This is a genomic window from Methanospirillum stamsii (assembly GCF_003173335.1).
GTDB classification, from domain to species: Archaea; Halobacteriota; Methanomicrobia; order Methanomicrobiales; family Methanospirillaceae; genus Methanospirillum; species Methanospirillum stamsii.
Genome location: NZ_QGMZ01000051.1, coordinates 1 through 22,404 on the forward strand (window position 1 = coordinate 1; position 22,404 = coordinate 22,404).

22 protein-coding genes and 1 pseudogene are annotated in these 22,404 nt (G+C 43.5%); 17 read left to right on the forward strand and 6 right to left on the reverse strand.

Annotated features, from left to right (window positions below):
- Both DLD82_RS19055 and DLD82_RS16780 read left to right on the forward strand, forming a co-directional pair.
- A pseudogene (locus DLD82_RS19055) lies at positions 1-288 on the forward strand (response regulator); the annotation flags it as partial.
- Between the two features lie 142 nt (positions 289-430).
- A complete protein-coding gene (locus DLD82_RS16780; protein ID WP_109942286.1) occupies positions 431-628 on the forward strand; it encodes a hypothetical protein in 198 nt (65 codons plus the stop codon).
- A gap of 897 nt (positions 629-1,525) precedes the next feature.
- On the opposite strand, the gene DLD82_RS16790 is transcribed toward DLD82_RS16780, so the two are convergent.
- From DLD82_RS16790 to DLD82_RS19630, 4 genes are all read right to left on the reverse strand, one after another.
- Complete coding sequence (locus DLD82_RS16790; RefSeq protein WP_109942288.1) at positions 1,526-2,158, reverse strand: hypothetical protein; 633 nt, start codon at positions 2,156-2,158, stop codon at positions 1,526-1,528.
- Positions 2,159-2,200: 42 nt separating this feature from the next.
- Entirely contained in the window at positions 2,201-2,716 is a 516-nt protein-coding gene (locus DLD82_RS16795; protein ID WP_109942289.1) for an IS110 family transposase, read from the reverse strand.
- Between the two features lie 25 nt (positions 2,717-2,741).
- A complete protein-coding gene (gene tnpC / locus DLD82_RS16800; RefSeq protein WP_109942290.1) occupies positions 2,742-3,854 on the reverse strand; it encodes an IS66 family transposase in 1,113 nt (370 codons plus the stop codon).
- Positions 3,855-3,964: 110 nt separating this feature from the next.
- A complete protein-coding gene (locus DLD82_RS19630; RefSeq protein WP_219968496.1) occupies positions 3,965-4,222 on the reverse strand; it encodes a DUF6444 domain-containing protein in 258 nt (85 codons plus the stop codon).
- Between the two features lie 832 nt (positions 4,223-5,054).
- Here DLD82_RS19630 and nifH point away from each other — a divergent pair.
- Genes nifH through DLD82_RS16850 form a run of 9 tightly spaced genes read left to right on the forward strand, consistent with a single transcriptional unit; the run spans position 5,055 to position 13,405 of the window.
- Complete coding sequence (gene nifH / locus DLD82_RS16810; RefSeq protein ID WP_109942292.1) at positions 5,055-5,879, forward strand: nitrogenase iron protein; 825 nt, start codon at positions 5,055-5,057, stop codon at positions 5,877-5,879.
- A 24-nt stretch (positions 5,880-5,903) separates the two neighbouring features.
- Complete coding sequence (locus tag DLD82_RS16815) at positions 5,904-6,230, forward strand: P-II family nitrogen regulator (protein ID WP_109942293.1); 327 nt, start codon at positions 5,904-5,906, stop codon at positions 6,228-6,230.
- Positions 6,231-6,244: 14 nt separating this feature from the next.
- The gene (locus DLD82_RS16820; RefSeq protein ID WP_109942294.1) at positions 6,245-6,664 is read left to right on the forward strand and encodes a P-II family nitrogen regulator; all 420 of its coding nucleotides are present in this window, start codon (positions 6,245-6,247) and stop codon (positions 6,662-6,664) included.
- A 10-nt stretch (positions 6,665-6,674) separates the two neighbouring features.
- The gene (nifD, locus tag DLD82_RS16825) at positions 6,675-8,300 is read left to right on the forward strand and encodes a nitrogenase molybdenum-iron protein alpha chain (RefSeq protein ID WP_109942295.1); all 1,626 of its coding nucleotides are present in this window, start codon (positions 6,675-6,677) and stop codon (positions 8,298-8,300) included.
- Positions 8,293-9,660 (forward strand): nitrogenase component 1, encoded by a 1,368-nt coding sequence (locus DLD82_RS16830; protein WP_109942296.1) that lies wholly within the window; start codon positions 8,293-8,295, stop codon positions 9,658-9,660. Before nifD ends, DLD82_RS16830 begins: the two co-directional genes overlap by 8 nt.
- Before the next feature lie 26 nt (positions 9,661-9,686).
- Positions 9,687-11,087 carry a nitrogenase iron-molybdenum cofactor biosynthesis protein NifE gene (gene nifE, locus DLD82_RS16835; RefSeq protein WP_109942297.1) on the forward strand — a complete coding sequence of 467 codons (1,401 nt, stop codon included), beginning with the start codon at positions 9,687-9,689 and terminating at the stop codon, positions 11,085-11,087.
- Positions 11,080-12,465 (forward strand): nitrogenase component 1, encoded by a 1,386-nt coding sequence (locus tag DLD82_RS16840; RefSeq protein ID WP_109942298.1) that lies wholly within the window; start codon positions 11,080-11,082, stop codon positions 12,463-12,465. Before nifE ends, DLD82_RS16840 begins: the two co-directional genes overlap by 8 nt.
- Positions 12,458-12,766 carry a 2Fe-2S ferredoxin gene (locus tag DLD82_RS16845; RefSeq protein ID WP_109942307.1) on the forward strand — a complete coding sequence of 103 codons (309 nt, stop codon included), beginning with the start codon at positions 12,458-12,460 and terminating at the stop codon, positions 12,764-12,766. Before DLD82_RS16840 ends, DLD82_RS16845 begins: the two co-directional genes overlap by 8 nt.
- Positions 12,767-12,781: 15 nt before the next feature.
- Positions 12,782-13,405, forward strand: a complete 624-nt coding sequence (locus tag DLD82_RS16850; RefSeq protein WP_109942299.1) for a Fe-only nitrogenase accessory AnfO family protein — start codon at positions 12,782-12,784, stop codon at positions 13,403-13,405.
- A gap of 55 nt (positions 13,406-13,460) precedes the next feature.
- Here the strand turns inward: DLD82_RS16850 and DLD82_RS19065 are convergent, their stop codons facing one another.
- Positions 13,461-13,604, reverse strand: coding sequence for a hypothetical protein (locus DLD82_RS19065; protein ID WP_219968497.1), 144 nt, complete (start codon positions 13,602-13,604; stop codon positions 13,461-13,463).
- On the opposite strand from DLD82_RS19065, the gene DLD82_RS16855 reads away from it, so the two are divergent.
- From DLD82_RS16855 to DLD82_RS16880, 6 genes are all read left to right on the forward strand, one after another.
- Positions 13,605-14,717 carry a hypothetical protein gene (locus tag DLD82_RS16855; protein ID WP_109942300.1) on the forward strand — a complete coding sequence of 371 codons (1,113 nt, stop codon included), beginning with the start codon at positions 13,605-13,607 and terminating at the stop codon, positions 14,715-14,717.
- A gap of 78 nt (positions 14,718-14,795) precedes the next feature.
- Positions 14,796-16,715, forward strand: coding sequence for a transporter substrate-binding domain-containing protein (locus tag DLD82_RS16860; protein WP_109942301.1), 1,920 nt, complete (start codon positions 14,796-14,798; stop codon positions 16,713-16,715).
- Positions 16,716-17,033: 318 nt separating this feature from the next.
- On the forward strand, positions 17,034-19,232 hold the full coding sequence (locus tag DLD82_RS16865; RefSeq protein WP_109942302.1) for a C1 family peptidase: 2,199 nt from the start codon (positions 17,034-17,036) through the stop codon (positions 19,230-19,232).
- Positions 19,232-19,774 carry a DUF333 domain-containing protein gene (locus tag DLD82_RS16870; RefSeq protein WP_109942303.1) on the forward strand — a complete coding sequence of 181 codons (543 nt, stop codon included), beginning with the start codon at positions 19,232-19,234 and terminating at the stop codon, positions 19,772-19,774. Before DLD82_RS16865 ends, DLD82_RS16870 begins: the two co-directional genes overlap by 1 nt.
- A 141-nt stretch (positions 19,775-19,915) precedes the next feature.
- Positions 19,916-21,118, forward strand: a complete 1,203-nt coding sequence (locus DLD82_RS16875) for an aldo/keto reductase (RefSeq protein WP_109942304.1) — start codon at positions 19,916-19,918, stop codon at positions 21,116-21,118.
- Positions 21,119-21,140: 22 nt separating this feature from the next.
- On the forward strand, positions 21,141-21,728 hold the full coding sequence (locus DLD82_RS16880; protein WP_181391502.1) for a TetR/AcrR family transcriptional regulator: 588 nt from the start codon (positions 21,141-21,143) through the stop codon (positions 21,726-21,728).
- A 123-nt stretch (positions 21,729-21,851) separates the two neighbouring features.
- Here the strand turns inward: DLD82_RS16880 and DLD82_RS16885 are convergent, their stop codons facing one another.
- Positions 21,852-22,208: a hypothetical protein gene (locus DLD82_RS16885; RefSeq protein WP_109942306.1), complete on the reverse strand. Its 357-nt coding sequence runs from the start codon at positions 22,206-22,208 to the stop codon at positions 21,852-21,854.
- Positions 22,209-22,404: the final 196 nt, after the last annotated feature.

Here is a 22,404-nt window from a genome sequence, read left to right on the forward strand (position 1 = left end):
ACTTATATAAAGATCAAACGATATAATTCACAAAACTCTCGGTTCGAACTTGACATTGTAGAGATAGTATCTGACTTTGATATGCCCGAATTAAACGGGATTGATTTTTATAAATTGTTGCGATTAGAAGATAAATTAACACCTTTTATCATTTTTTCAAGTAAAAGTCAGGAAGAGATCACTTTCTGTCATCCTATGTCTGATTCGATTGTGTTTCTTCAGAAACAAACGAATTTAAAACAGGTTTTTAAAGAACTCGTCTCTATTATCCGGTCGGTAATGGAGTAATATTTATCCCAAAGATCCATAATCCCTGAGAATATCCAATCATTTTTCCAAATATTTTGAATAATGAAAAAAGCAGAGATAATTATTCCTTCTTCTCTGGTGAGGACGAACCTTTATTATGTTCTATTTATTACAATATCATATGGCGATGGCTCCCAGTAACGTGGTTAATCCCACAAAACCTCCCCGGAAAAATGCAAAACCGGCAGTTATTCAGAAATCAGAAAAAAAAATTGAAAAACCCAAAAAATCTCCCAACATTTTTGAACGGTTAAAGAAACTTACCGGGGGATCATCCTCTATCAAAGGCGGTAAGGGGAAAGTTAATAAAAAGGGATGACCGTAAAAACAGAAAACCTCCTTTCACCATTTTCTCTTTTTTAAAATATCCGGGCAATCCCTAATCCCACTAATCTGATCTTCCGTTTATTATTCGTAACTATTCAGCCGGTCTCATAGCCCAGTTCCCAATCACCAATAAATCTGCTCAAATATTTACAGATTTTAAAAATCAATTATTGCCGTAAGATCTTTGTATAATGAATCTTACCGCAAAATTTTCAAATGGACTTTCAAGAAAAATTGAATTCTACTTTAAAGGAAACTTCTCATGAAGGAATCGAATATATTCTTCATGTTCATGAAAGATTTGAAAAATTAGAGTCCAGAATCATAGATCTTGAATCCAAACTAAATCTCAATAATAGTAACAGGGGAAAACCACCATACTCAATTGCCCTGTAAGAAAGCGAATTACTCAAAACACTCTATTAATTCTTCTTTTTGAGCATATATTCGATTTGTAGGTGAACAGCTCAAGAACGGATCTCACTCAATTACGATAATGAGGGAGATAAAGAAATAGGGGTTCTCTCAATTTTTGAAAGAAAAATCTGTGCAATAATTTTTTCGAGAACGATGCATAAGTCCTATTAAATTTAATGATTATCCCAACAATTATTATCATGGAACTCTTTGTAGCAGAGCGTTGGAGGTAAGGTGGAAGAGAAAAATACTGAATCTTGATTCTCAAGGTTTCGGATACAAATCAGAATAATGTTGCTTATATCTCTTGAATATTGGTTTGTTACTGGTGGTTGTGATGGAAAGTCGCGGAAAAAAAGGGAACGTAATGAATTCGATAATAATTACTGGTAGCATGATTCTTACCAGCTACCTAGAGCAGGATGCATACAAACACCATGCTCGACTGTTAGAATCTATATAGCACCCACAGTCACATTCCGTCACAACAATACGCATACTGGGTATTTGGACCCAGTGGATTAGATTCTCCAAAACACCATTTATTACAGCCACCACAATAACCGCAAGGGCATGGACTTTTAGGATCACAAAAACCATCAGGGAAGTCCGAATTCACTGGTGCTTTACCTATAACCTCAATATATACCCCGGTGCTCAATTCCTCTCCAACCTTATCAGCAGATAACCTCTGTTTTTCGTCGGAAAACTTTTTGAGAACTGCTCCTTCATAAAATTCTAACGGATCTACATCAAATGTCAGAGTTTTTTTGTCAGTATCAAAAGACCAGGTTATGATGGTTACCAGGTATATTCCTTCCCCATCAGCACCATTCAGAACAAGGGCTGCGTTCAGAGGGAGTTGAAATGCGAAATCATTCGTCAGAGGTAGCATAATTGTTCGGTTAGCAACCTCTAGGGCATAATACGGTATGACATCGGCAATGGCCAGAACCTTCGTTCCATTTGTACCTTCTGTCAGCGAACTTACGCCGCCCTGAACATAGGTGATAAAATCAATGTTCCCTTCAGCAGTACAGGATCCGATACCCAGACAGATAATGAGGAATGCCAGCAGCATTCCCAGGTTCATGTTCAGATTCATATATGATGTTTAAAGTTCTCATATAAAAATGAGGGTTCTGCACTATTTTCTTAAGACTTCTAGAGAATGCCTAAGTTGCATTAAAGCATACACTGAAAGGCTTTGTTCAAGAAGCAGACGAATATCACCCCCTTTTTTAATCTTGACTTGCCCTTTAAGAGACATGATAACTTCGTCAGCAGATTTCCCATGGAGAATCCCATCCATGATTATTCGACCTGACTTTCCAAAAACATCAGTGAGTACATTTGACAGATGGAACAGTTCAGTGTCAAAGATATTATGGATCCGGTTCTTAAGATCCGTCCGCTTACGAACTAAAAAGTGTCTCATACGGACTATATTTCGAAAATCACGCTGATGACAAGGGACTACCCGAGATGGAGTAATCATCCCCTTTAAAGCCAACTTTGCGATTATTTCCGAATCTATTTTGTCAGTCTTTTTATGAGTCAGAACCTTCATATCATGTGCATTACCGACAATTACCGTTGCATGGTCACACAAACTATCATGGATGTGGTACCAGAAATTGTTGGTCGATTCACATGCGACCACCTGACATTTAGTTCAATGTTACTATTCAGGCATATGCCAAACCTAAATGAATATCCGATTTTCCGAAGTAACAAATATGGGTACCATCTGGCATCCATGGATCCCCTATTGCCGCCTTCATTAAACCATCAATCACTGACAGATCATTTTTCTGCATCGTGGAAACATAACTCCGAATTCGTGAGAATGCCATTGCCCCTTCCTCACTTCTAAAAAGCCCAGATATTTTCATTTTGAGTTTTGGCATTCTAATATCTCGCTCGGCGAGATTGTTGTCGAAAGGAACCTGAAGGTCATGAAGAAAGCGTAGAATTTCATCCTGATGTGCTTGCAGTCGCTCAAGAAGGTTTCTCGAATGTGTTTTTTTCACCTTCCCCTGAGTCCCAACTATTCGATCAGGAGGTGGGTTTGCGTCTAATCCTTCGGCTATCAATTCCGCATATCGTTCATCAAAATGTTTGAGAAGGATATTTGGGACTATTTTGCCTTTTTCGGCAAAAATCTCGGCAGTTTTCTTTGCTTGTACCAAGAGGGTTCTCATTTTAACCGCCCACTGTTGATGTGTTTCTTCTTCAACCCGGGTCAGTTCACGGAGAATATGAGCGTTACAATACGCATGTTTGCAGGGGTACTTCAAATAAGATTCCCAGAAATCGTGAACTGCTATCCCAAAAAATGATGGTAACACACCGAGTTCGTCTATACCTTCTCGACCTCTCCTCTGAAAAATGCCATACAATGTCAGAGTTTTGGTTGAGACCACGTGAAGCCAGAATTTAACCTTACCCACTTTCATTCCTGTTTCATCAGTGTGGATTACCGAGGAAGCAATCAACAAATCACGTGTGTGATCAGTGAATTCTTCGAGATTTGAACTCATCCGATTGATCATATTGATGACCGTTCCCTGACTGATATGACATCCATGAAGATCATATAGTATTTGGGTTAGTCGCTTGACCGGGATGAGCTGGAAGATGGAAAGATATGCAACATATGCTGTGATCCGAGGCCCATACTGGATTTTTTGAGATATATGATTTGGAAATGTTCCTTCCGTAACTGTATGACAATAAGGGCAGAAGAATGAGTGTCGGTGATGGGCTATGAATTGAGCTTGATTTGGTGGAATATCTATTTCCTGACGTTAATCGATGAATTCGGTCAATTCAGTTTGAATTGAACAACCGCAGCCTGAACAAACATCCGGTCTATGTTCAATGATAATATCGGGTTTTTCTACAGGAATTAACGTGAGCCGATATGACCATTTTGTCCACCGGGTTTTTTATTGGTCGGTTTCCGGGAATTTGGAATCTTTGGTTTGTGGAATGGATCTCTAGAGGGCGGAATGCTGCTATTTGAACTATTGAGATTCAGTTTACTCTCTAATTCATGAATTTTACTTTCTAATTGTAGGATGAGTGTCAATAACCGAGTGATCAGTTCGATGAGGCGGGGTGAGGAATTGATAACGAGTTGTTGCTCCTCATCACTAAGCTGCATATTGTGACCTAAATATATCGTATGCACTCATATTACTTAGATCTAACGGTTATAATGGCGATTTTTAATGAGCGTTTTTAGAGGGCAGTGGATAGTATCTATGTGTGGGCTGAATAGTAACTATTATTCTAAATAAAAGAGAGTTCAGCATCGAGCGGGAAAAAAATCCGGAAACCCCAAAAAACTAAACATTTTCTGATTTAAAGGCGAAATCCGTATAAATTTTCTTTTTCCAGGACTTCTTTCATCTGGCTTTTGAGAAAAAAGAATCTGCGACATCTGGAAAAAACCGGCATTTAGCAAAAATTTCCGGGTATGTGATTAGTATGATCAGAGAACATGATAAAATAACAGCGACCTTCACTTTCTCTAAATGTATATTTATTTTAATTAATCTGCCTGCATAATATTTTTAAGTAAAAATTCTAAATACAAATATTTAAATAAAGATTGAAGGCAATTTCCTTCCATAATATATTTATATTGAAAAGATCCATCTTGTATTGTAAAAATCAGAAGGAGGATGATGATGCGTAAGAATGCGTTAAAAATTCTACAATCTGCAATCTGAAACCTGCTTTCAGGCGGAAAGACACGGACATCAGGTAAAATAATCACAGGCATGTTACACCTTCTCATTGCCTGTCTGTTATCACATGACCCTGGATTGTATCCGTATGTCCCGAACCGGAAGCAGAATTCAGAGCGGACAAGAGTAAAACGCCTCAGTTGCTGGTAGAATTTTTCATAATACCTACCGGTATCTGATTTTCAAAAAAAATTAGGTGATATCTTACCATCAGATTCCCTGAACCTAAAAAACGTGATAACCATGAGACAAGTTGCTATTTACGGAAAAGGTGGAATTGGAAAATCCACTACAACACAGAACACGGTCGCAGCCCTTGCAAGTGCCGGAAAGAAAGTAATGGTAGTCGGTTGTGATCCAAAAGCAGATTCTACACGACTTCTGCTGCATGGATTATGTCAGAAAACCGTCCTTGATACACTTCGTGATGAAGGAGATGATATTGAACTGGATGATATCCTAAAACCCGGGTTTGGAGAGACCCTCTGTGTCGAATCCGGAGGTCCGGAGCCTGGAGTCGGGTGTGCAGGCAGAGGAATTATCACCTCGATCAATCTGCTCGAATCTCTCGGTGCATATACTCCAAACCTGGATTATGTCTTCTACGATGTGCTGGGAGATGTGGTCTGTGGTGGGTTTGCAATGCCCATTCGTGAAGGAAAGGCAGAGGAGATTTACATTGTTGCATCCGGAGAATTAATGGCCCTTTATGCAGCGAATAACATCGCTAAAGGTATTCAGAAGTATGCAGAGAACGGGAAAGTCCGTCTTGGCGGTATTATCTGTAACAGTCGAAAGGTAGACAATGAATATGAACTCCTGAAGGCATTTGCAGAAGAAATTGGCTCTCAGCTTATCCACTTTGTCCCCCGGGATAACCTGGTCCAGCGGGCTGAGATAAATAAGAAGACCGTTATTGACTTTGACCCTGAATCCAACCAGGCTCAGGAATATAAGAAACTGGCAAACGCAATCGATACCAACACGATGTTTGTCAAACCAAAGCCAATGACCCAGGATCGGCTCGAAGAATTGATGATGCAACACGGGTTTTTAGACGCCCTGTAATACCGGTGACAAGAGGAAATTTAAATGTTACTTATGCGGGCAATCGTCAGACCGGAAAAGAAAGACGAAGTACTGAAAGAACTCTCCGTTGCCGGATTTCCTGCAGCAACGGTTGTAGATGTCGTTGGCCGGGGAAAACAGAAGGGTATCAAGGTAGGAAACACTCTCTACGATGAAATTCCCAAATCCCTCGTTCTGGTCGTCATTCATGATGAAGAACGGGAGCGGTTTGTAGATACCGTTCTGAAAACAGCAAAAACCGGAGAAGATGGGAACTTTGGAGATGGAAAGATCTTCATCACCCCTGTTGAGGAAGTGTACACCATCTCAAGAGGCGGTCGTGGTCTCTGACACCGGAGGATACCATGAAGGAAATAATGGCAGTCATCCGGATGAATAAGACCAACGTAACCAAGAAAGCACTCGTTGAAGCAGGAGTGGCCGGATTTACTGCCGTAAAAGTTATGGGCAGAGGAAAGCGGGTGGAAGACAGCAGTATCATCCAGGGAAGAAAGGAAGAACTGCTGGCACTTGCAGCAGATGATATCCTGGACCGGGAAGAAACTGAAAAACAGGTAACAAGTTTCCTGGACGGATCACGGCTCTTTCCACGCCGGCTCTTTACCATCCTCGCCCATGATGAAGATGTCCCCCGGATCGTAGAAGCAATAATCAAAGCAAATAAAACTGAAAACCAGGTCGGAGACGGCACCATATTCGTTATGCCAATCGGAGATGCTGTCCGTGTCCGGACAGCAGAGACCGGGGAAGCCGCAATCTGGTAAGGAGGAATACATGGCGATAAATCAGGAGGTACTGGATGAGATGCTTCTCCCGTACCCCGATAAAGTAAAAAAGAATCGTACAAAACACATCGTCCGGAAAAACCCGGAAGAAGGGTGTCAGCAGATTGAGGCAAATACCCGGACTGTTCCGGGTATTATTTCCCAGAGAGGATGCTGTTATGCCGGATGTAAGGGAGTTGTTATCGGTCCGATTAAGGATATGATAACCATCACCCATGGTCCGGTCGGATGTGCATACTACAGCTGGGGAACCAGGCGAAATAAGGCACGGGCCGATGATATTACCCCTCCTGAACATATCTACGGGGCGATGTGTTTTGTCACCGATATGCAGGAACCGGATATTGTCTTTGGTGGGGAGAAGAAACTTGCCAAGATGATCGACGAAGTTGTCGAAATGTTCCATCCCCGGGCGATTAACGTCTGTGCAACCTGTCCGATTGGTCTTATCGGCGACGATCTGGGTGCGGTGACAAAAAAAGCTTCTGAAAAGCATGGAATTCCCGTACTCGCATACAACTGTGAAGGATACAAGGGTGTCAGCCAGTCTGCAGGCCACCATATTGCAAATAACGTTCTTATGGAGAATGTTATCGGTTCAGGGGATGCAGAGAAGAACCCATCCGAATTCGTGGTGAATCTCTTGGGAGAATACAATATCGGTGGAGACTCATGGGAGATAGAAAGAATCCTCAATGATATCGGATATCGTGTTCAGGGAGTCCTTACCGGAGATTCAAGCGTGGAAGAGATGAAGAACATGCACATAGCCAACCTGAACCTGGTTATGTGTCATCGGTCCATCAACTACATCGCTGAAATGATGGAGGAAAAATACGGGATTCCATGGCTGAAAATAAATTTCATCGGTGTTGAGGCAATAAAGAAGTCTCTCAGGGACATTGCACAGGTTACTGGAGATGAAACCTTCATCAGAAAGACTGAAGAAGTAATCGCAAGGGAAGAAGCACGGGTATTGCCGGTTATCGAACATTTCCGGAAGATTTGCACCGGCAAGACAGCATTTGCCTTTGTCGGTGGGTCCCGGAGCCATCACTATCAGTACCTGCTCCGAGACCTTGGAATGGAGGTTGTCGTTGCCGGATACGAATTTGCCCACCGTGATGATTACGAAGGCAGACAGGTAATTCCGACGATAAAAACCGATGCGGATTCAAAGAATATTCCTGAACTTGATATCAAACCAGACCCTGAACTCTACAAGGAGGCTCATGAACATCTGAACATCACAAAAGAGAAATTTGACGAGATATGCAGCAGGGTACCGCTTGGTAATTATGAAGGAATGTATCCGGACATGAACGGAGGAACGCTCATGATAGACGATTGTAACCACTACGAAGCCGAACAACTGGTGAAGGACTTAAAACCTGACCTGTTCTTTGCCGGTGTTCGTGACAAATACATCGCCCAGAAGATGGGAGTTCCGGCCAAACAACTGCACTCATATGACTACAGCGGCCCCTACGCAGGATTTAACGGTGCAATGAATTTTGCCCGTGATGTGGCAAATGCCATGACAACTCCTGCCTGGAAGTTCATAACCCCGCCATGGGAGAAAGAATCAGAAAATACAGGTGATACCAATGCTTGAATGTGTACCGGAAGGACCGGTAGAGCATACCATCGGGAAGATTAATCCTGCCAAAACATGCCAGCCCATCGGTGCAATGTATGCAGCTCTTGGGATTCACGGCTGTCTTCCGCACAGTCACGGGTCACAGGGTTGTTGTGCATATCACCGGATGCATCTAACCCGTCATTTCCGTGACCAGGTACTTGCTTCGTCAAGTTCCTTTACCGAAGGTGCTTCGGTATTTGGTGGTGCAGCAAACCTGAAGACCTCGATAAAAAATATCTTTGCCATTTACAATCCGGAAATCATCGCTGTCCATACCACCTGCCTGTCAGAGACTATCGGTGATGACCTGCCGACCATCATAAAACAGTCGGAAATTCCTGAAGGGAAGCGGGTTATTCACACCAATACGCCCAGTTACTCCGGATCTCACATCACCGGATTCTCCAACATGGTAAAATCCATGGTTTCATACCTGGCAGAAGCAACCGAACCGGTGAAAAAAGACCAGGTGAACATCCTTCCCGGCTTTGTAAATCCGGGGGATATGAGAGAGATAAGGAAAATCGTAGATGAAATGGGTATACAGATGATTATGCTCCCGGATACTTCAGGTGTCCTAGACGCTCCCCAGACAAACAAGTATGCCCTGTTTCCCGATGGAGGAACCACGGTAGATGAGATAGTTGATACCGGAAATTCCAGCCTGACACTGGCTCTTGGGTCCTGGGCCTCTGATGCAGCCGGAGCAATGCTTGTAGAAAAGTGCAATGTTCCCTGTATTCCTCTCAGAACTCCCATTGGCCTAAAGGCTACTGATGATTTCATCATGACCCTGAAGGAAAAATGCGAGGTGGATGTACCTAAATCCCTGACCGTTGAACGGGGACAGGTTGTAGACACCCTCATCGACACCCATTTCCATTACCAGGGCAAGAAAGTTGCAATCTTTGGGGATCCGGACATAGTTATTTCACTAACGGAATTTGTCCTGACCATGGGCATGATCCCGAAATATGTGCTCACCGGGACTCCGGGATCACGGTTTGAAACCGAGGTAAGGAAAATGTTTGAAGAATATCAGGTAGAAGGCAGCATTGTCAAAGCTGACGGCGACCTCTTCGAACTTCATCAGTGGATCAAAGAGGAGCCGGTGGATCTCCTCATGGGAACCACCTATGGGAAATACATCGCACGTGCCGAGGATATTCCTCTCGTCCGAGTAGGATTTCCTATCCTTGACCGGGCAGTCCATCCCCTCATGCCAATAACCGGGTATCGCGGATGTCTGCGTCTCATTGAGATGGTAAGTAATACCCTTCTTGATCGGCGTGACCGTGATGCCAGCGATGAAGATTACGAAATGGTCCTGTAAAACATAAAAAAATTCAGGAGATTATCATGGAAATTACTTGTTCGCAGGTAATAGGGGGAACTAATTCCCCCTGTCTTGCTGAGCGTCAGAATTCTATTATCACAGCCGGAAAAACCAAAAACCGGATTCATTGTGCTGATGATAGTATTGCAGGGGCCGTAAGTCAGCGTGCCTGTGTATTCTGTGGAGCCAGAGTAGTACTGAATCCGATAACAGATGCTGCACATCTCGTCCATGGGCCGGTAGGATGTGCATCGTACACCTGGGATATCAGGGGCAGCCTCTCAAGCGGTTCTGAAATGTTCAGGAATAGTTTCTCAACCGACCTGAAGGAACGTGATGTTATCTTTGGCGGGGAGAAAAAACTTACCCTTTGCATAGACGAAATCGTCCAAAAAAATAGCCCCCCTGCGATATTCGTGTATGCCACGTGTGTTGTCGGTATTATCGGTGATGATATCATTGCCGTATGTAAAGCAGCATCACAAAAACATGGAATAGATGTTATACCGGTTGAATCAAGCGGATTTATCTCTGGAAACAAAATTATCGGATATCGGGCTGCAGGAAACGCTCTCATTCACCTTATTACACCGAAAGAAGGAGAAATAATCCAAAAAACGAAGAAAATCAACTTCCTTGGCGAATACAATCTCGGTGGCGAGAAATGGCTGGTTGAGCGGTATCTTCGTGAAATGGGTATTGAAATCAATGTTGCTTGTACCGGTGATTCGACCGTTGCATCATTAAAACAGGTTCCGGGAGGCTTTCTAAACCTTGTCCAGTGTACCGGATCAATGCATTACGTCGCTCGTCTCCTGGAAGAGGAATTCGGAACCCCATATATTGATGTGAATTTCTTTGGTGCCTATAATACTTCAGACAGTCTCCGGAGAATTGCTCAAGAGTATGGTGAACCTCACATGATTGAAGCGGCAGAACATCTCATCGAGCGGGAAACTGAACGAATCAGACCTGAAATCGAGTATTATCGGACCAAACTTACCGGAAAGCGTGCTGCCATCTATGTCGGGGGAGCATTCAAGGCTCTTGCTATCATCAGGCAACTCCGGGAACTTGGGGTGGAGATTGTTTTCTGTGGAACACAGACCGGAAAACCGGAAGATTACGAACAAATACATGGGATGTTAAATCCAGGAACAGTCATGGTGGACGATGCTAATCCTGCAGAGATTGAACGGTTCCTTATTGAAAAGAAGGTAGATATCATGGCCGGAGGAGTAAAGGAGCGAACACTTGCCCATAAACTGGGAGTGGGATTTGTTGATCATAACCATGATCGCAAGGACTGCCTTGCCGGATTTGACGGTGCGATAAACTTTGCCCATGAAGTATATGTGACCTGTTGTTCACCGGTATGGAAACAGATCCGGGCACATCCTGACTGGGAGGTGTACCATGAGTGAACAAACACCCTCTGTCCGTGAAGTGAATGAAAACCAGTGTCAGATATGTATGCCACTTGGATCGGTTATCGCTATTAAGGGTATTGAACATTCGATGGTTGTAGTACACGGTTCACAGGGGTGTAGTACCTATATGCGGCTTGCCATGGTCGAACATTACAATGAACCGGTAGACATTGCATCATCCTCACTCAATGAAAAACAGACCATTTACGGCGGTGAAGAAAATCTCCGGAAAGGTCTTGATAATGTCATCCGGGTTTACCATCCGAAAGTAATCGGGGTGGTTACCACCTGTATGACTGAGACCATGGGAGAGGATATCGGCCGGATGATTGATACTTATCTGACCGATCGGAACCTGCATGATGTGGATATCATTCCGGTATCAACCCCGAGTTACAGCGGTACTTCAACCGAAGGATACTGGACAGCAGTCAGGGATATTATCAGATATTACGGTAATCCGTCACCACCTCATGAAGGAATCAACATTATCCTCCCCCAGGTTAGTCCGGCAGATATACGGGAGATAAAACGTATCCTTGACCTGATGCGGATTCAGTATACACTTATTCCGGATATTTCCATGACTCTTGACCGGCCATACGGTATTTTATATGAAAAAATTCCTCCGGGAGGGACCAGCAGGGAGGATATTACCCGGATGAGTGGAGCTAGGGCCACTATCCAGTTCGGATACTGCTGTCCGGATAATCTCTCACCTGGAGCATTCCTGGAGGAAAAATTCGGTGTTCCTCTCCATAATCTTCCCCTCCCGGTGGGACTTAAAAATATGGACCGTTTCATTAATACCCTGATCTCTATCGCCGTAAAACCGGTTTCGGAGAGTATTCTCCTTGAACGGGGATGGCTGTGTGACGCAATGGCTGATGCACACAAACATATGGCTGAGATCCGGCCGGTCATCTATGGAGAACCCGAACTGGTATATGCCATATCGTCCCTCTGTGTTGAGAACGGGTCAATTCCGCCCATCATCGCAACCGGAACAGGATCACCACAGTTCCACAGACATCTTGAGTCACTAATCAGGGATCTCGATTTTGTTCCTCTAGTAGCAGAGCATGTAGACTTTGCCCTTATTGCAAAGGAGAGTGATCATTTGGGGGTAAATCTTGCAATCGGTCATACAGGAGGAAAAGTTCTCACCGAACGGCAGAATATCCCGGTTGTCAGAACCGGATTTCCTATTCATGATCGGATTGGAGCACAACGTATCCGGAACCTGGGATATATCGGGACCGTTACTCTTCTGGAACAGATTGTAAACACCTACCTGGAACACAAGTACCAGCATTACAGACAACGTATAAAATCAGAATATTTCGATAATGGAGGGAAAATTAATGCATAAACCAAAGCACCACATTTTTGTCTGTACGAGTTCACGTGCGAATGGTCAGACGAAAGGATACTGCCAGTCAAATGAAGGACTTGCAATCATGCAGCGTTTTATTGAGGAGATTGATGACCGGGAGATCGGTGGTGATGTATTTCTCAGCAACACCGGATGCTTTGGGATATGTGAAAAAGGTCCGATTGTGGTGGTTTATCCGGATAATATCTGGTATGGAAAGGTACATCCTGACGATGTGGAGGAGATAATGGACTCACATATCGAAGGGGGAGAGATAGTAGATCGTCTCGTCATTTAATAGACAGGATAGTATATGTATTGTGAAATAGCTGCCATTCTCGGGTTTGACGGAATGAGTTCCACTCTGACAGAGTCCGGGACCGTGGCGGTATTCCGGCGAAACCAGGGGGTATGGAACCTTGATCGGGAGATGCCATTTAATACAACCGAAAAAGATTCGCTTGCCATTCTTCGGAAAAAAATGGTGGACCTTATTGGTTTTTTAGGTGAATGCAAAATATTCGTGGCAAACCAGGCTACCGGAGCATTATACTATGAACTTATGAAAGCAGGCTGCAGTGTGTTTGAAGTTTCCGGAAAACCTGTTGATTTTCTCGAAGAAATTCTTCTGGAAGAAGAACAGGAGCAGGCAAAAATGGCAGCAATAAGGAATGAACCGATTCCTGGCCCGTATGAACGTGCACCCGGTGATTTTTTTGTATCAATAAAGGAAATACAGGGAAAAACTCCGGGGATTACCAGCAAACAAATTCTTCTTGATTTCATGAGAGAAGGAACATTCAAAGCCCTGGAGATAATTTGTGATCATATTCCGCCATGGATCGAGATGGAATCAGAACAACGAGGATATATGATTGAATCTGAAAACATCCGGCCGAATGAAGTGAAAATGATGGTTCGGAATAAATCCAGATAATAATTCAGTCATTCGGGTATGAGAGTTCTTTGAGAAAAAGGACCCTTTTCCCTTTTCATAATATAACCTGGTTGGTACCGTCTTCATTTCGTTGATTATTATCCGGGATAATTAATACAATTGCATTTTTTTGTTTTTTTAGAAAAACCTTATCATCTGATGAGACAATTCCCTCCATTATTGAAACAGGAGAGCCCATATGAATTCTACAAGTTCATTGCGTATTATCGGGTTATCATTGATTGTCATCTGCATTGGTGTCGTCATGATAATATCTGCAACATCCGGATTTTACTGGTCAAAATCATACCCGCTCTCTGCAGGTCTTGCTGCATTTCACGAGGTCAAGGTGGATGGAAATGCTCAATTAGTCCTTCATTCACCATCCGGTGCAAATTTTGACCTGTATGCAATGCATAACCCCGGAGGATCCGGATCCTGTCCTTTAGAAACGGAAATCATGATGAATGCTGATAAAACTACGGCAGGAATGGAATCTGACATTCTTAACCTGGAGTCCGGACTCTGGTGTATCGTCGTGTATGCACAGTCAGGGGGAGGAACCTGTAAATTAGAGGCATCAGGGGGTGATACCGGTTATGATGGCACAGAATGGGGAGATGATGTTCCGGACAGTGGAATATTTTACTCCGAAGATGGAACCGGATTTGATGAACCTTATTCTGGTGAGAGTCCGGATGAAGGGATGTGGGATACTGATGAGTCCGGCCTGGCAGATGAATATGCTGAAATTGATGAGGAACACGGGTTTGATGATGGTACATGTGCCCCCTTCAAAACCCTTCAATATGAAGGATCTTTCCAATTGCCTGAAAGTTCAGAAGAAATTGAGGGAGCAGTTGATGTTGAATGGTTTGGGGATGATGATGATGATGATTCGGAAGGATTAGCAGAATTGGGAGATAAAATACCCCTTGAGAGTATCCGGTATTCCAAAGGTGATACCTATTCCTTCGAGGTAGGCGGTCCACGAAGTGATATTGAATTAATCCTTCTTGGCATGTGCCCGATGACCATACCAAATCATATCCTTACGGCATCCGAAGTACAGGCGCTAAAATATCAAGATTGTGGGATTTCTTCCAATCTCTATGCATACCTGGACTGTAATCCTCATTACGGTGCCTGCAGCCCGATTGCATGGAGTGGAAATACAACCCCGAATAATGCGTACATACGGATTACTGAACCGGTCATCGGTTCTACCTATTATGTAAGACCAGAAGGCTACAGTACTGGAGATGACCAGCGATACCAACTTATAATCCGGAGTTTTCAGTGTTATTTGTAAAGATATAACTCTATTTTTTCAAAATATACGGGTAAAAAATCGTTAAACATATCAGTTTTCATCCCCCACCTATGCATCATGAGTATCAAATATCTTCTCATTTCTGCGATATGCATAATTTTCCTGCTCTTTTCCGGATCACTAGTTCTGGCTGATGACACCCGGGATATATTCAAAAACCTGAATTTTGTAACCGAAGAATTTCCTCCCTTTAATTATATTGAAAATGGAACCGCATCAGGTCTCATGGTAGATATGATCACCTCAATCTCCCGGAAAGCAGGATACGAACTCCCCCGGGCCTCCATCACATTTCTTCCCTGGAGTGATGCATACCAGACTGCTCTTAAAGAACCAGGAACGGTAATATTTTCCATTGCAAAGACTCCGGAACGCGAAGAACTTTTCTCATGGGTGGGTCCGGTGATATCATCAGATATTGCCCTTTATTCATCCCGGAGCAGGAACATTACCATTGATACTCCCGATGAACTGACTAATTACACCGTTGGGGCTGTTATCGACGATGTTGCCATCGATTACCTGGTTGAAGCAGGTGTCCAAAAAGACGCTGTTGTTACCGGAAAAGACCCCCATACCCTTCTCACATACCTTGATGACGGTACAATTGATCTCTTTGCCTATGGGGATATCGCTGCTGAATATCATATCAGAAATATTACGGGCAAGTCCGGATTTTACAAAATTGTAACGAGAATTGGAACATATCCTGTGTACATCGGATTTAACAGGGGAACTTCACCGGATGTGGTAAATGCGTTCCGGATGGCATTCGAAGAACTGAATAAGACTCCGGTTGATGGGGAATTGAGTGAAACAGAAAAAATACTCTCATCCTGGTTGCCTGAAAAATACCTGAAAAATCTGGAATACCTGACCGAGGGATACTACCCGTATACTTTTCTGGAAGACGGCATTCCAAGGGGAATAACCGTCGATATCCTAAAAGATATCTTTTCACGGTATAACATTGATGTCCCGGACGACCACTTCACCTTTGGTACCTGGGAAGATGTGTATCAAAAAACCCTGACGGAGAATAATACCATGCTTTGTATTCTTGCCCGATCTCCGGAACGGGAAGAACTTTTCCGGTGGGCAGGCCCCGTGGATAAGATGTCAAATGTTATCTTCTGTAACCGGGATAAAGTTGACCAGTTACAAAACCTCAGTCCGGCAGAGATGAAAATTGGAGCAATCAGAGATGATATTGCCACAACCGCCCTTATCAATGCTGGGGGAACGGACATTGTCTATGAATCAGAACCGCAGGAACTCATTAATATGCTTCAAAAGAACGAGATTGACGGGTGGGCATATGCTTCCATGCCTGGAAAGCAACTAATCCAGAAGTATGCTGCCGATCCGGATTCGATTGTTCCGGTGCATCATCTGGCGACCTATGACTATTACTATGCATTCAACCTGAATACCCCAGCTCCGATAGTGCAGGCATTCCAGGACATGCTTGATATTATCCGGACCGATAAAGACCAGACCGGGGTTAGTATGTATGATTATATTCTGTACCGGTATGTTGAGCCAGTGAACTCCGAATCTACGATAACAGCAGAAGAAGTAAAAGAACTGGTCAATCAGACTGCAGCCGACCTGGCCCGGGATGCTCCGGGAACTATTAAGAATATAAACGCCGGTCTGCCACCATATCGGAATGAAGAACGTCCGGATCTCTATGTATTTGCCTATGATACTGACGTAACCATGGTTGCTCATGCGGATAATATCCGGATGGTCGGGGCAAATTACCACAATAAGACCGATGTCGCCGGAAAACCGTTCAGAGACCTGATGGTGGAAGGAGCACTTGCCAATGGTTCCGGATGGGAGGATTATGTCTATAGTAATCCGGTTGAGAGTGGCCTTTTCTGGAAGACTACCCGGTACCAGCTGGCTGTTGGCAGTGACGGTAAAAAGTATGTTGTTTGCTCAGGGATGTTCAGAAATAAATCTGAATAATCTCTTTTTTCTGATAGTTCAAAGATTAACCTAAAAACCGAAGATTTTATGCGGTGCATTTTAAATTTCTCATGGTAATTAAAAAATTTCTGATATTTAAATAGTTTGATAAAAACATTCGTCTGATACAACGACATTTAGTCGTTTTTCACACAATTTTTTGTGCGCATTCTTTTTTTATAAAAGTATTGGTTTTTTGAATGTTATTAGGCATAATTTGGAAATATTGAGAACGATGGAAAAATAATAAACAGGTTTCCGTTTTTGTTCTGATAATGCTTATATAAGTTACCATTTGATTTCCATTCAGGTGGTTTTGTGAAAACCGGGTGGATAGTACTAGGATTTTTTATCCTGCTTCTTTTGGCAGGTATTGTTATGGCCGTGGATTGTCCGGCCAATTGTTATTGTCTGACAGAAAAAGAGGCAAAAGCGAAGAACATGGTGCCATGTGAAGAAAAAATGTTGACATGTGGTAAAACCAAAGCTGGAGAGATACTCTACTGCTTCCGGTCGAATATCTCTGCAATTGGAACTCTTTCCGGGACGCTGCTTACTACATATACCAAAATTACCACTACTCCGACACCAACGCCAACAACAACTCAGACCGTGGTGCCATGTCCAACTAACTGTAAGTGCCTGACCATAGATGAGGCAAAAGCAAAGAACATGCAACTCTGTACTAAAGAGATGGTGTCCTGTGGTCAGACAAAAACGGGTGCTCCGTTGTACTGTTTTAAAGAAAGAGAATCAGTACCTCAGGTTACTCCAGTCTCACCATCACCTACACCTACATTGAGTCTGACAGTGCCAACAATGGAAATGCTCTATGTGACTCCGACACCGACCCAGAGTATTTCGCTTTATAATGAGGGTTTAGTCGTCGGAACAGTAATTGGTGGCGACAGTGACGGGGATGGAATAAGCAATCTCAGGGATGTCTGTCCGGAAGTTCCTGACCCGGACCAGAGAGATACCGATGGTGATGGCATTGGGGATCTCTGTGATGATTGTTCCCCGATGCTCACCAGTGGCGATGCATTCTGTTGCGATGAAACCGGCATGCCATATGGGTATACCTGTCTTGGATTATCCAGATACAGTATGGAAGAGGGAAAGGACGTCTATTACTGGGAAGAACAGTATGACCTTGTTGACAACACCGGATGCGGATGCGGAGATTCTGACGAGGGAATTGACCCATTCACAGAAGGATGGGTGTATATTGAGGAATGTGAAACAGAGACAGTTTACCGGGGTGGAACAACCGGAAGCCTTCCATATCAGATTGGGAGTTGCTCGTGCAGTCGTGCCGGGGAAGATCATTGCTCGGCAGATGGAAGAACACTCATCGAATATATCTGCACCGAGGATGGAGTTCAGGAGGTTGAAATCCCCTGTGCAGGAGGCTGCTCCGGGGGGGTCTGTTCCTGTGCAGATACCGATGGCGGGGTAAATTATTTTGAAACCGGAACAACAGGTGGAAATACTGACCAGTGTATTGATGGAAACAGATTAAGGGAGTATTCCTGTGGGTATGATGAATCCCGGGGATTTTATACCGAATCTGAAGAGTATACCTGTCCGGCAGGTTGCAGGGACGGGGCATGTATCTGTGAAGATACAGACGGGGGAACAAATTACGAAGTTGCTGGTTGTATTGGAACCGCATGTGATACCTGTGAAGATGACCGATGGCTCAAAGAATACCAGATTGAAGATCCGACATCCACAAGGCCCTGCAATTATCGCAGCTACCGGCATGAGTGTGAAGGGTTATGTGTGGATGGTGCCTGTCAGCCTCCCTCGTGTTCAGATGGAATTCAAAACCAGGGAGAAGAGGATGTCGACTGTGGTGGTCCATGCCCTTCATGCAGCATCTGTAGTGATGTCAAATCAGGAGCTGTAGCCCTTCCGGAACAATTTGACTGGAGAGATTACCGGGGGGTGAACTGGGTTACTGATATCCGGGATCAGGGAAGCTGTGGGTCATGTTGGGCTCATGCAGCACTCGCTGCAATGGAAGCGGTTTATAATATCGAAACCGGTGCAAATCACGGGTCAGATCTCGCTGAACAATATTTTGTTTCGGATTGCTGCAGATGGGAAGGAGATTGTGACGGAGGATACGCATCCAGGGTCTTGTATAATGCAAAACAACAGGAAGGAGTGACGGAAGAGAGCTATTATCCATATACTGCCCGAAACAGCAGATGTAGTCCTCGGGGAGGATGGGAAGAACATACCTGGGAAATTGACGATTATGACCGGGTGGATCCACTTTTCAGGGACAATGACATCAGTGATATAAAAACTGAAATTATCTGCAAAGGTCCGGTTGCTTCCTGTGGTGGAGGTCATTGTGTACTTCTTATTGGATGGGATGAATCAACAGATGAATGGATTATCAAAAACAGTTGGGGAGATGATTATGGATCTGGTGGATTTGGCAGGATTTCTTATGATGATTCATGGGCTGATAGTGTGTGGTCAGTTGACGGGGTGAGTCGATAATGAACTGCATGAATTGGAGATATGGTCTTTGTATAGTATTTCTGGTATTCTGTTTATTGAGCGTAAATACTGTTTCTGCTTTAAAAAATCCGGCAGCAGTCTATGCTGAAGCACTGGGGTATGAATACCTGCTTGTCAGTGAGAAGGATGGTGGAGTACATGGGGTAGTTGTCCTTCCAGATGGAAATCAGGTTAGTGGATGGGAATTTCTTATGGGAAAAGCAGGTTCGGAGTATAGCGGATGCCAGAAATATGGGGCCAAGCAAGTAACGGTTCAGGATAAAGATGCCTGTTCAGCAATCTATTCAGATACCTGCACCATCTGTGAATTGCCAAATGGAACGAAAATTGAAGTAACTGAACTTATGGGTCTTGATTTCTCCGAAAGTAAATGTGGAGATGGGGTTTGTGGTATGCCTGAAAATTCGAAGACATGTCCGAAAGACTGTCCGGAGGGGGGAATGGATGACTACTGTGATGAAAGCCCCAATGATCCGGATTGTATCGGAGAAGATAAATGGGTTCCACCAAAGGATGAATAATCCAATTTTTATTTTGAGATATTCGTAAATCCCGGACTAATACTGTTCAACCCCCAGCTCGATATCCGATACATTTTTCTTATTGCACTGACTAATCAGTCTAGACTAACCAGTCAGTCGAGAGGGTATCCGGAGGATATTATGCAATACAGGACAGTGCCAAAAAATGGGGATTCTTTATCAGCATTAGGATTTGGAGCCATGCGGCTTCCTACCCGGCGGGGTCATGTTGACGAGGAACGTGCAACACGACTCATCCGTACTGCAATTGACCAGGGTGTGAATTACCTGGACACGGCCTTTTCCTATCATGGGGGTGAAAGTGAGAAGATTCTTGGCCGGATCCTGAAGGACGGGTACCGGGAGAAGGTAAAACTGGCAACGAAGCTTCCCCCCTGGAATGTCCATACACGGGAAGACATGGACAAGGTCCTTTCGATTCAGTTGAAACGACTTCAGACCGAAAATATCGATTATTACCTTCTTCATTCCCTCAATGCTGCATCATGGAAAAAATTTACCGATCTTGGAGTGTTTGAATTTTTAGAGTCTGCCCGGGATGCAGGACTTATTACAAACATCGGGTTTTCTTTTCATGGTGACCGGAAGACATTCCGGGAGATTATCGATGCATATGACTGGACATTTTGTCAGATTCAGTATAATTTCCTGGATGAAGAGAACCAGGCCGGAAAAGAAGGACTGCTCTATGCTGCTTCAAAAAATGTTGCGGTGATGGTGATGGAACCCCTCCGGGGAGGGTCATTGGCCGGAAAAATCCCCAAAGAGGCACGAAATCACTATGAACGATCAGGTCGACCATGGTCAGCAGCAGCATGGGGCCTCTCGTATGTATGGAATCACCCTGAAGTAACCGTTGTTTTGTCCGGGATGAATGATGAGGCACATCTTGCAGAGAATATCGCAATCTGTGAGATGGCAACTCCCGGGTTTTTATCCGGAAAGGATATTGGAGTTATCAATGATGTCAGGGATTCATTTTTGCAGAAGATGAAAATTGGCTGTACTGGATGTTCATACTGCATGCCCTGTCCATTTGGTGTGAATATCCCCATGTGTTTCTATTATTATAACCAGTATCATATGCTCGAAGAAAAAATCATGACCCGTGGATTTTACAGCCTACAACTCATGGGTGGGATGGGCTCACCTGCACATGCCTCGTTATGCAGAGAGTGTGGAAGATGTGTCTCAAACTGTCCACAGAATATTGATATTCCGAAAGAATTGAAAAACGTTTCGAAAACAATGGATGGATGGCAGACAAAACTGGTTTTCATGGTTGCAAAACGAATGTTTGGCACTAACGTAAAGGATGAATAATACCGTTTTAGCAAACGAAATCATGAAAAATAACATATTATCTCATTTCGATACGAATACCGGAGATAAACGGGAGAAAATTCTAAAGGCCGCCCTGCATCTGTTTACCACGTTAGGATTTCATGCAACACCAACCTCGCTCATAAGCAAAACGGCAGGTGTCTCGACTGGGACACTCTTTCACTATTTTCCGGACAAACAAACCCTCATTGATGAATTATATCTCTCTATCAAAAAGGAGATGTGCGGAGTGGTCGGGAATGAAGAGAATCCTGCACTTCCTACCAAAGCACAGCTTGAGCGGGGGTTTATCCGGTATATTGAGTGGGGTATGGCCAACCCTGAAAAAGCATGCTTTTTATCCCAGTTTCACCATTCTCCAAATATCAGTGATGCGGTTCAAAGCAGGGCATATGAAGAATTCAGGTGGATAACGGAGATGTATTCCCGTGCTATCCGGGAGGGAATTTTTACCGACCACCCGGTTTCTTATCACATGATCATGGTTGCACAGATTTTATCCGGGGTACTGGAGTTATTGTCCCTTGGTGAGGAAGAAATGTCTGCTGATGCAATCATTGCAGCAGGAATTGAAAAAATATTCAAATAGATTTCTATAGAAATCGTATGTTGATACGACAACAATCATTACCCCTTAAAAACCATGGAAAACACCTCATAGCAAAAACCTGGATGATTCTTGCTTCGGTCACATAGACCATAAAAAAACCTGTCACCTGTTACCAAAACCATAATGTTTCTGCAAAAAACTGATTGTTTTTTCAGATTCCATCCATCTTTTGTCTAAATTAGTAATGATGTCATCAATCTCACGGATACTTTGATTAATCTGTTTTTCGATATGGGGAGCATGCATATCAATAAGAGTTGCAATTACGGTCAGGGGGTTTCTGATTTTATCATTTAATATCGCCAGTTCTACGAGATTGTGTTCTAATTGAATCAAAAGATTTTTACTTTCTTTTTCCAGGATTTTTTGATCGGTGATATCAATAGCAATAGCAATTGTTCCGGTAATGTTATCAGACATGTCACGAATCGGAGAGACAAGGCTCTGTCGGATAATCAAGTGATACCCCGAATTTCAGGAACTCTATGACTTTAGCCATAATAATTGCAAAATAATCGAATTGCACAAAAAACATCAATAATTGTCATTTTCACTTCGTTTAAGGTACCAGATATTCTAATTGATTGAAGTTTGAGATGATTTAAAAAACCGACATCGGTCTTCATCCTTTTTTTCCAATCCATGTTGAGTGTTC

Coding starts and splice junctions, on each gene's coding strand:
- DLD82_RS16845 (WP_109942307.1), top strand. CDS start 12,458: ATGCATAAACCAAAGCACCACATTTTTGTCTGTACGAGTTCACGTGCG.
- DLD82_RS16780 (WP_109942286.1), top strand. CDS start 431: ATGGCGATGGCTCCCAGTAACGTGGTTAATCCCACAAAACCTCCCCGG.
- DLD82_RS16815 (WP_109942293.1), top strand. CDS start 5,904: ATGTTACTTATGCGGGCAATCGTCAGACCGGAAAAGAAAGACGAAGTA.
- DLD82_RS16855 (WP_109942300.1), top strand. CDS start 13,605: ATGAATTCTACAAGTTCATTGCGTATTATCGGGTTATCATTGATTGTC.
- DLD82_RS16790 (WP_109942288.1), bottom strand. CDS start 2,158: ATGAATCTGAACATGAACCTGGGAATGCTGCTGGCATTCCTCATTATC.
- DLD82_RS16840 (WP_109942298.1), top strand. CDS start 11,080: ATGAGTGAACAAACACCCTCTGTCCGTGAAGTGAATGAAAACCAGTGT.
- DLD82_RS16850 (WP_109942299.1), top strand. CDS start 12,782: ATGTATTGTGAAATAGCTGCCATTCTCGGGTTTGACGGAATGAGTTCC.
- DLD82_RS16860 (WP_109942301.1), top strand. CDS start 14,796: ATGAGTATCAAATATCTTCTCATTTCTGCGATATGCATAATTTTCCTG.
- DLD82_RS16875 (WP_109942304.1), top strand. CDS start 19,916: ATGCAATACAGGACAGTGCCAAAAAATGGGGATTCTTTATCAGCATTA.
- DLD82_RS19630 (WP_219968496.1), bottom strand. CDS start 4,222: ATGCAGCTTAGTGATGAGGAGCAACAACTCGTTATCAATTCCTCACCC.
- DLD82_RS16870 (WP_109942303.1), top strand. CDS start 19,232: ATGAACTGCATGAATTGGAGATATGGTCTTTGTATAGTATTTCTGGTA.
- DLD82_RS16880 (WP_181391502.1), top strand. CDS start 21,141: ATGAAAAATAACATATTATCTCATTTCGATACGAATACCGGAGATAAA.
- DLD82_RS19065 (WP_219968497.1), bottom strand. CDS start 13,604: ATGGGCTCTCCTGTTTCAATAATGGAGGGAATTGTCTCATCAGATGAT.
- nifD (WP_109942295.1), top strand. CDS start 6,675: ATGGCGATAAATCAGGAGGTACTGGATGAGATGCTTCTCCCGTACCCC.
- DLD82_RS16830 (WP_109942296.1), top strand. CDS start 8,293: ATGCTTGAATGTGTACCGGAAGGACCGGTAGAGCATACCATCGGGAAG.
- nifH (WP_109942292.1), top strand. CDS start 5,055: ATGAGACAAGTTGCTATTTACGGAAAAGGTGGAATTGGAAAATCCACT.
- DLD82_RS16820 (WP_109942294.1), top strand. CDS start 6,245: ATGAAGGAAATAATGGCAGTCATCCGGATGAATAAGACCAACGTAACC.
- nifE (WP_109942297.1), top strand. CDS start 9,687: ATGGAAATTACTTGTTCGCAGGTAATAGGGGGAACTAATTCCCCCTGT.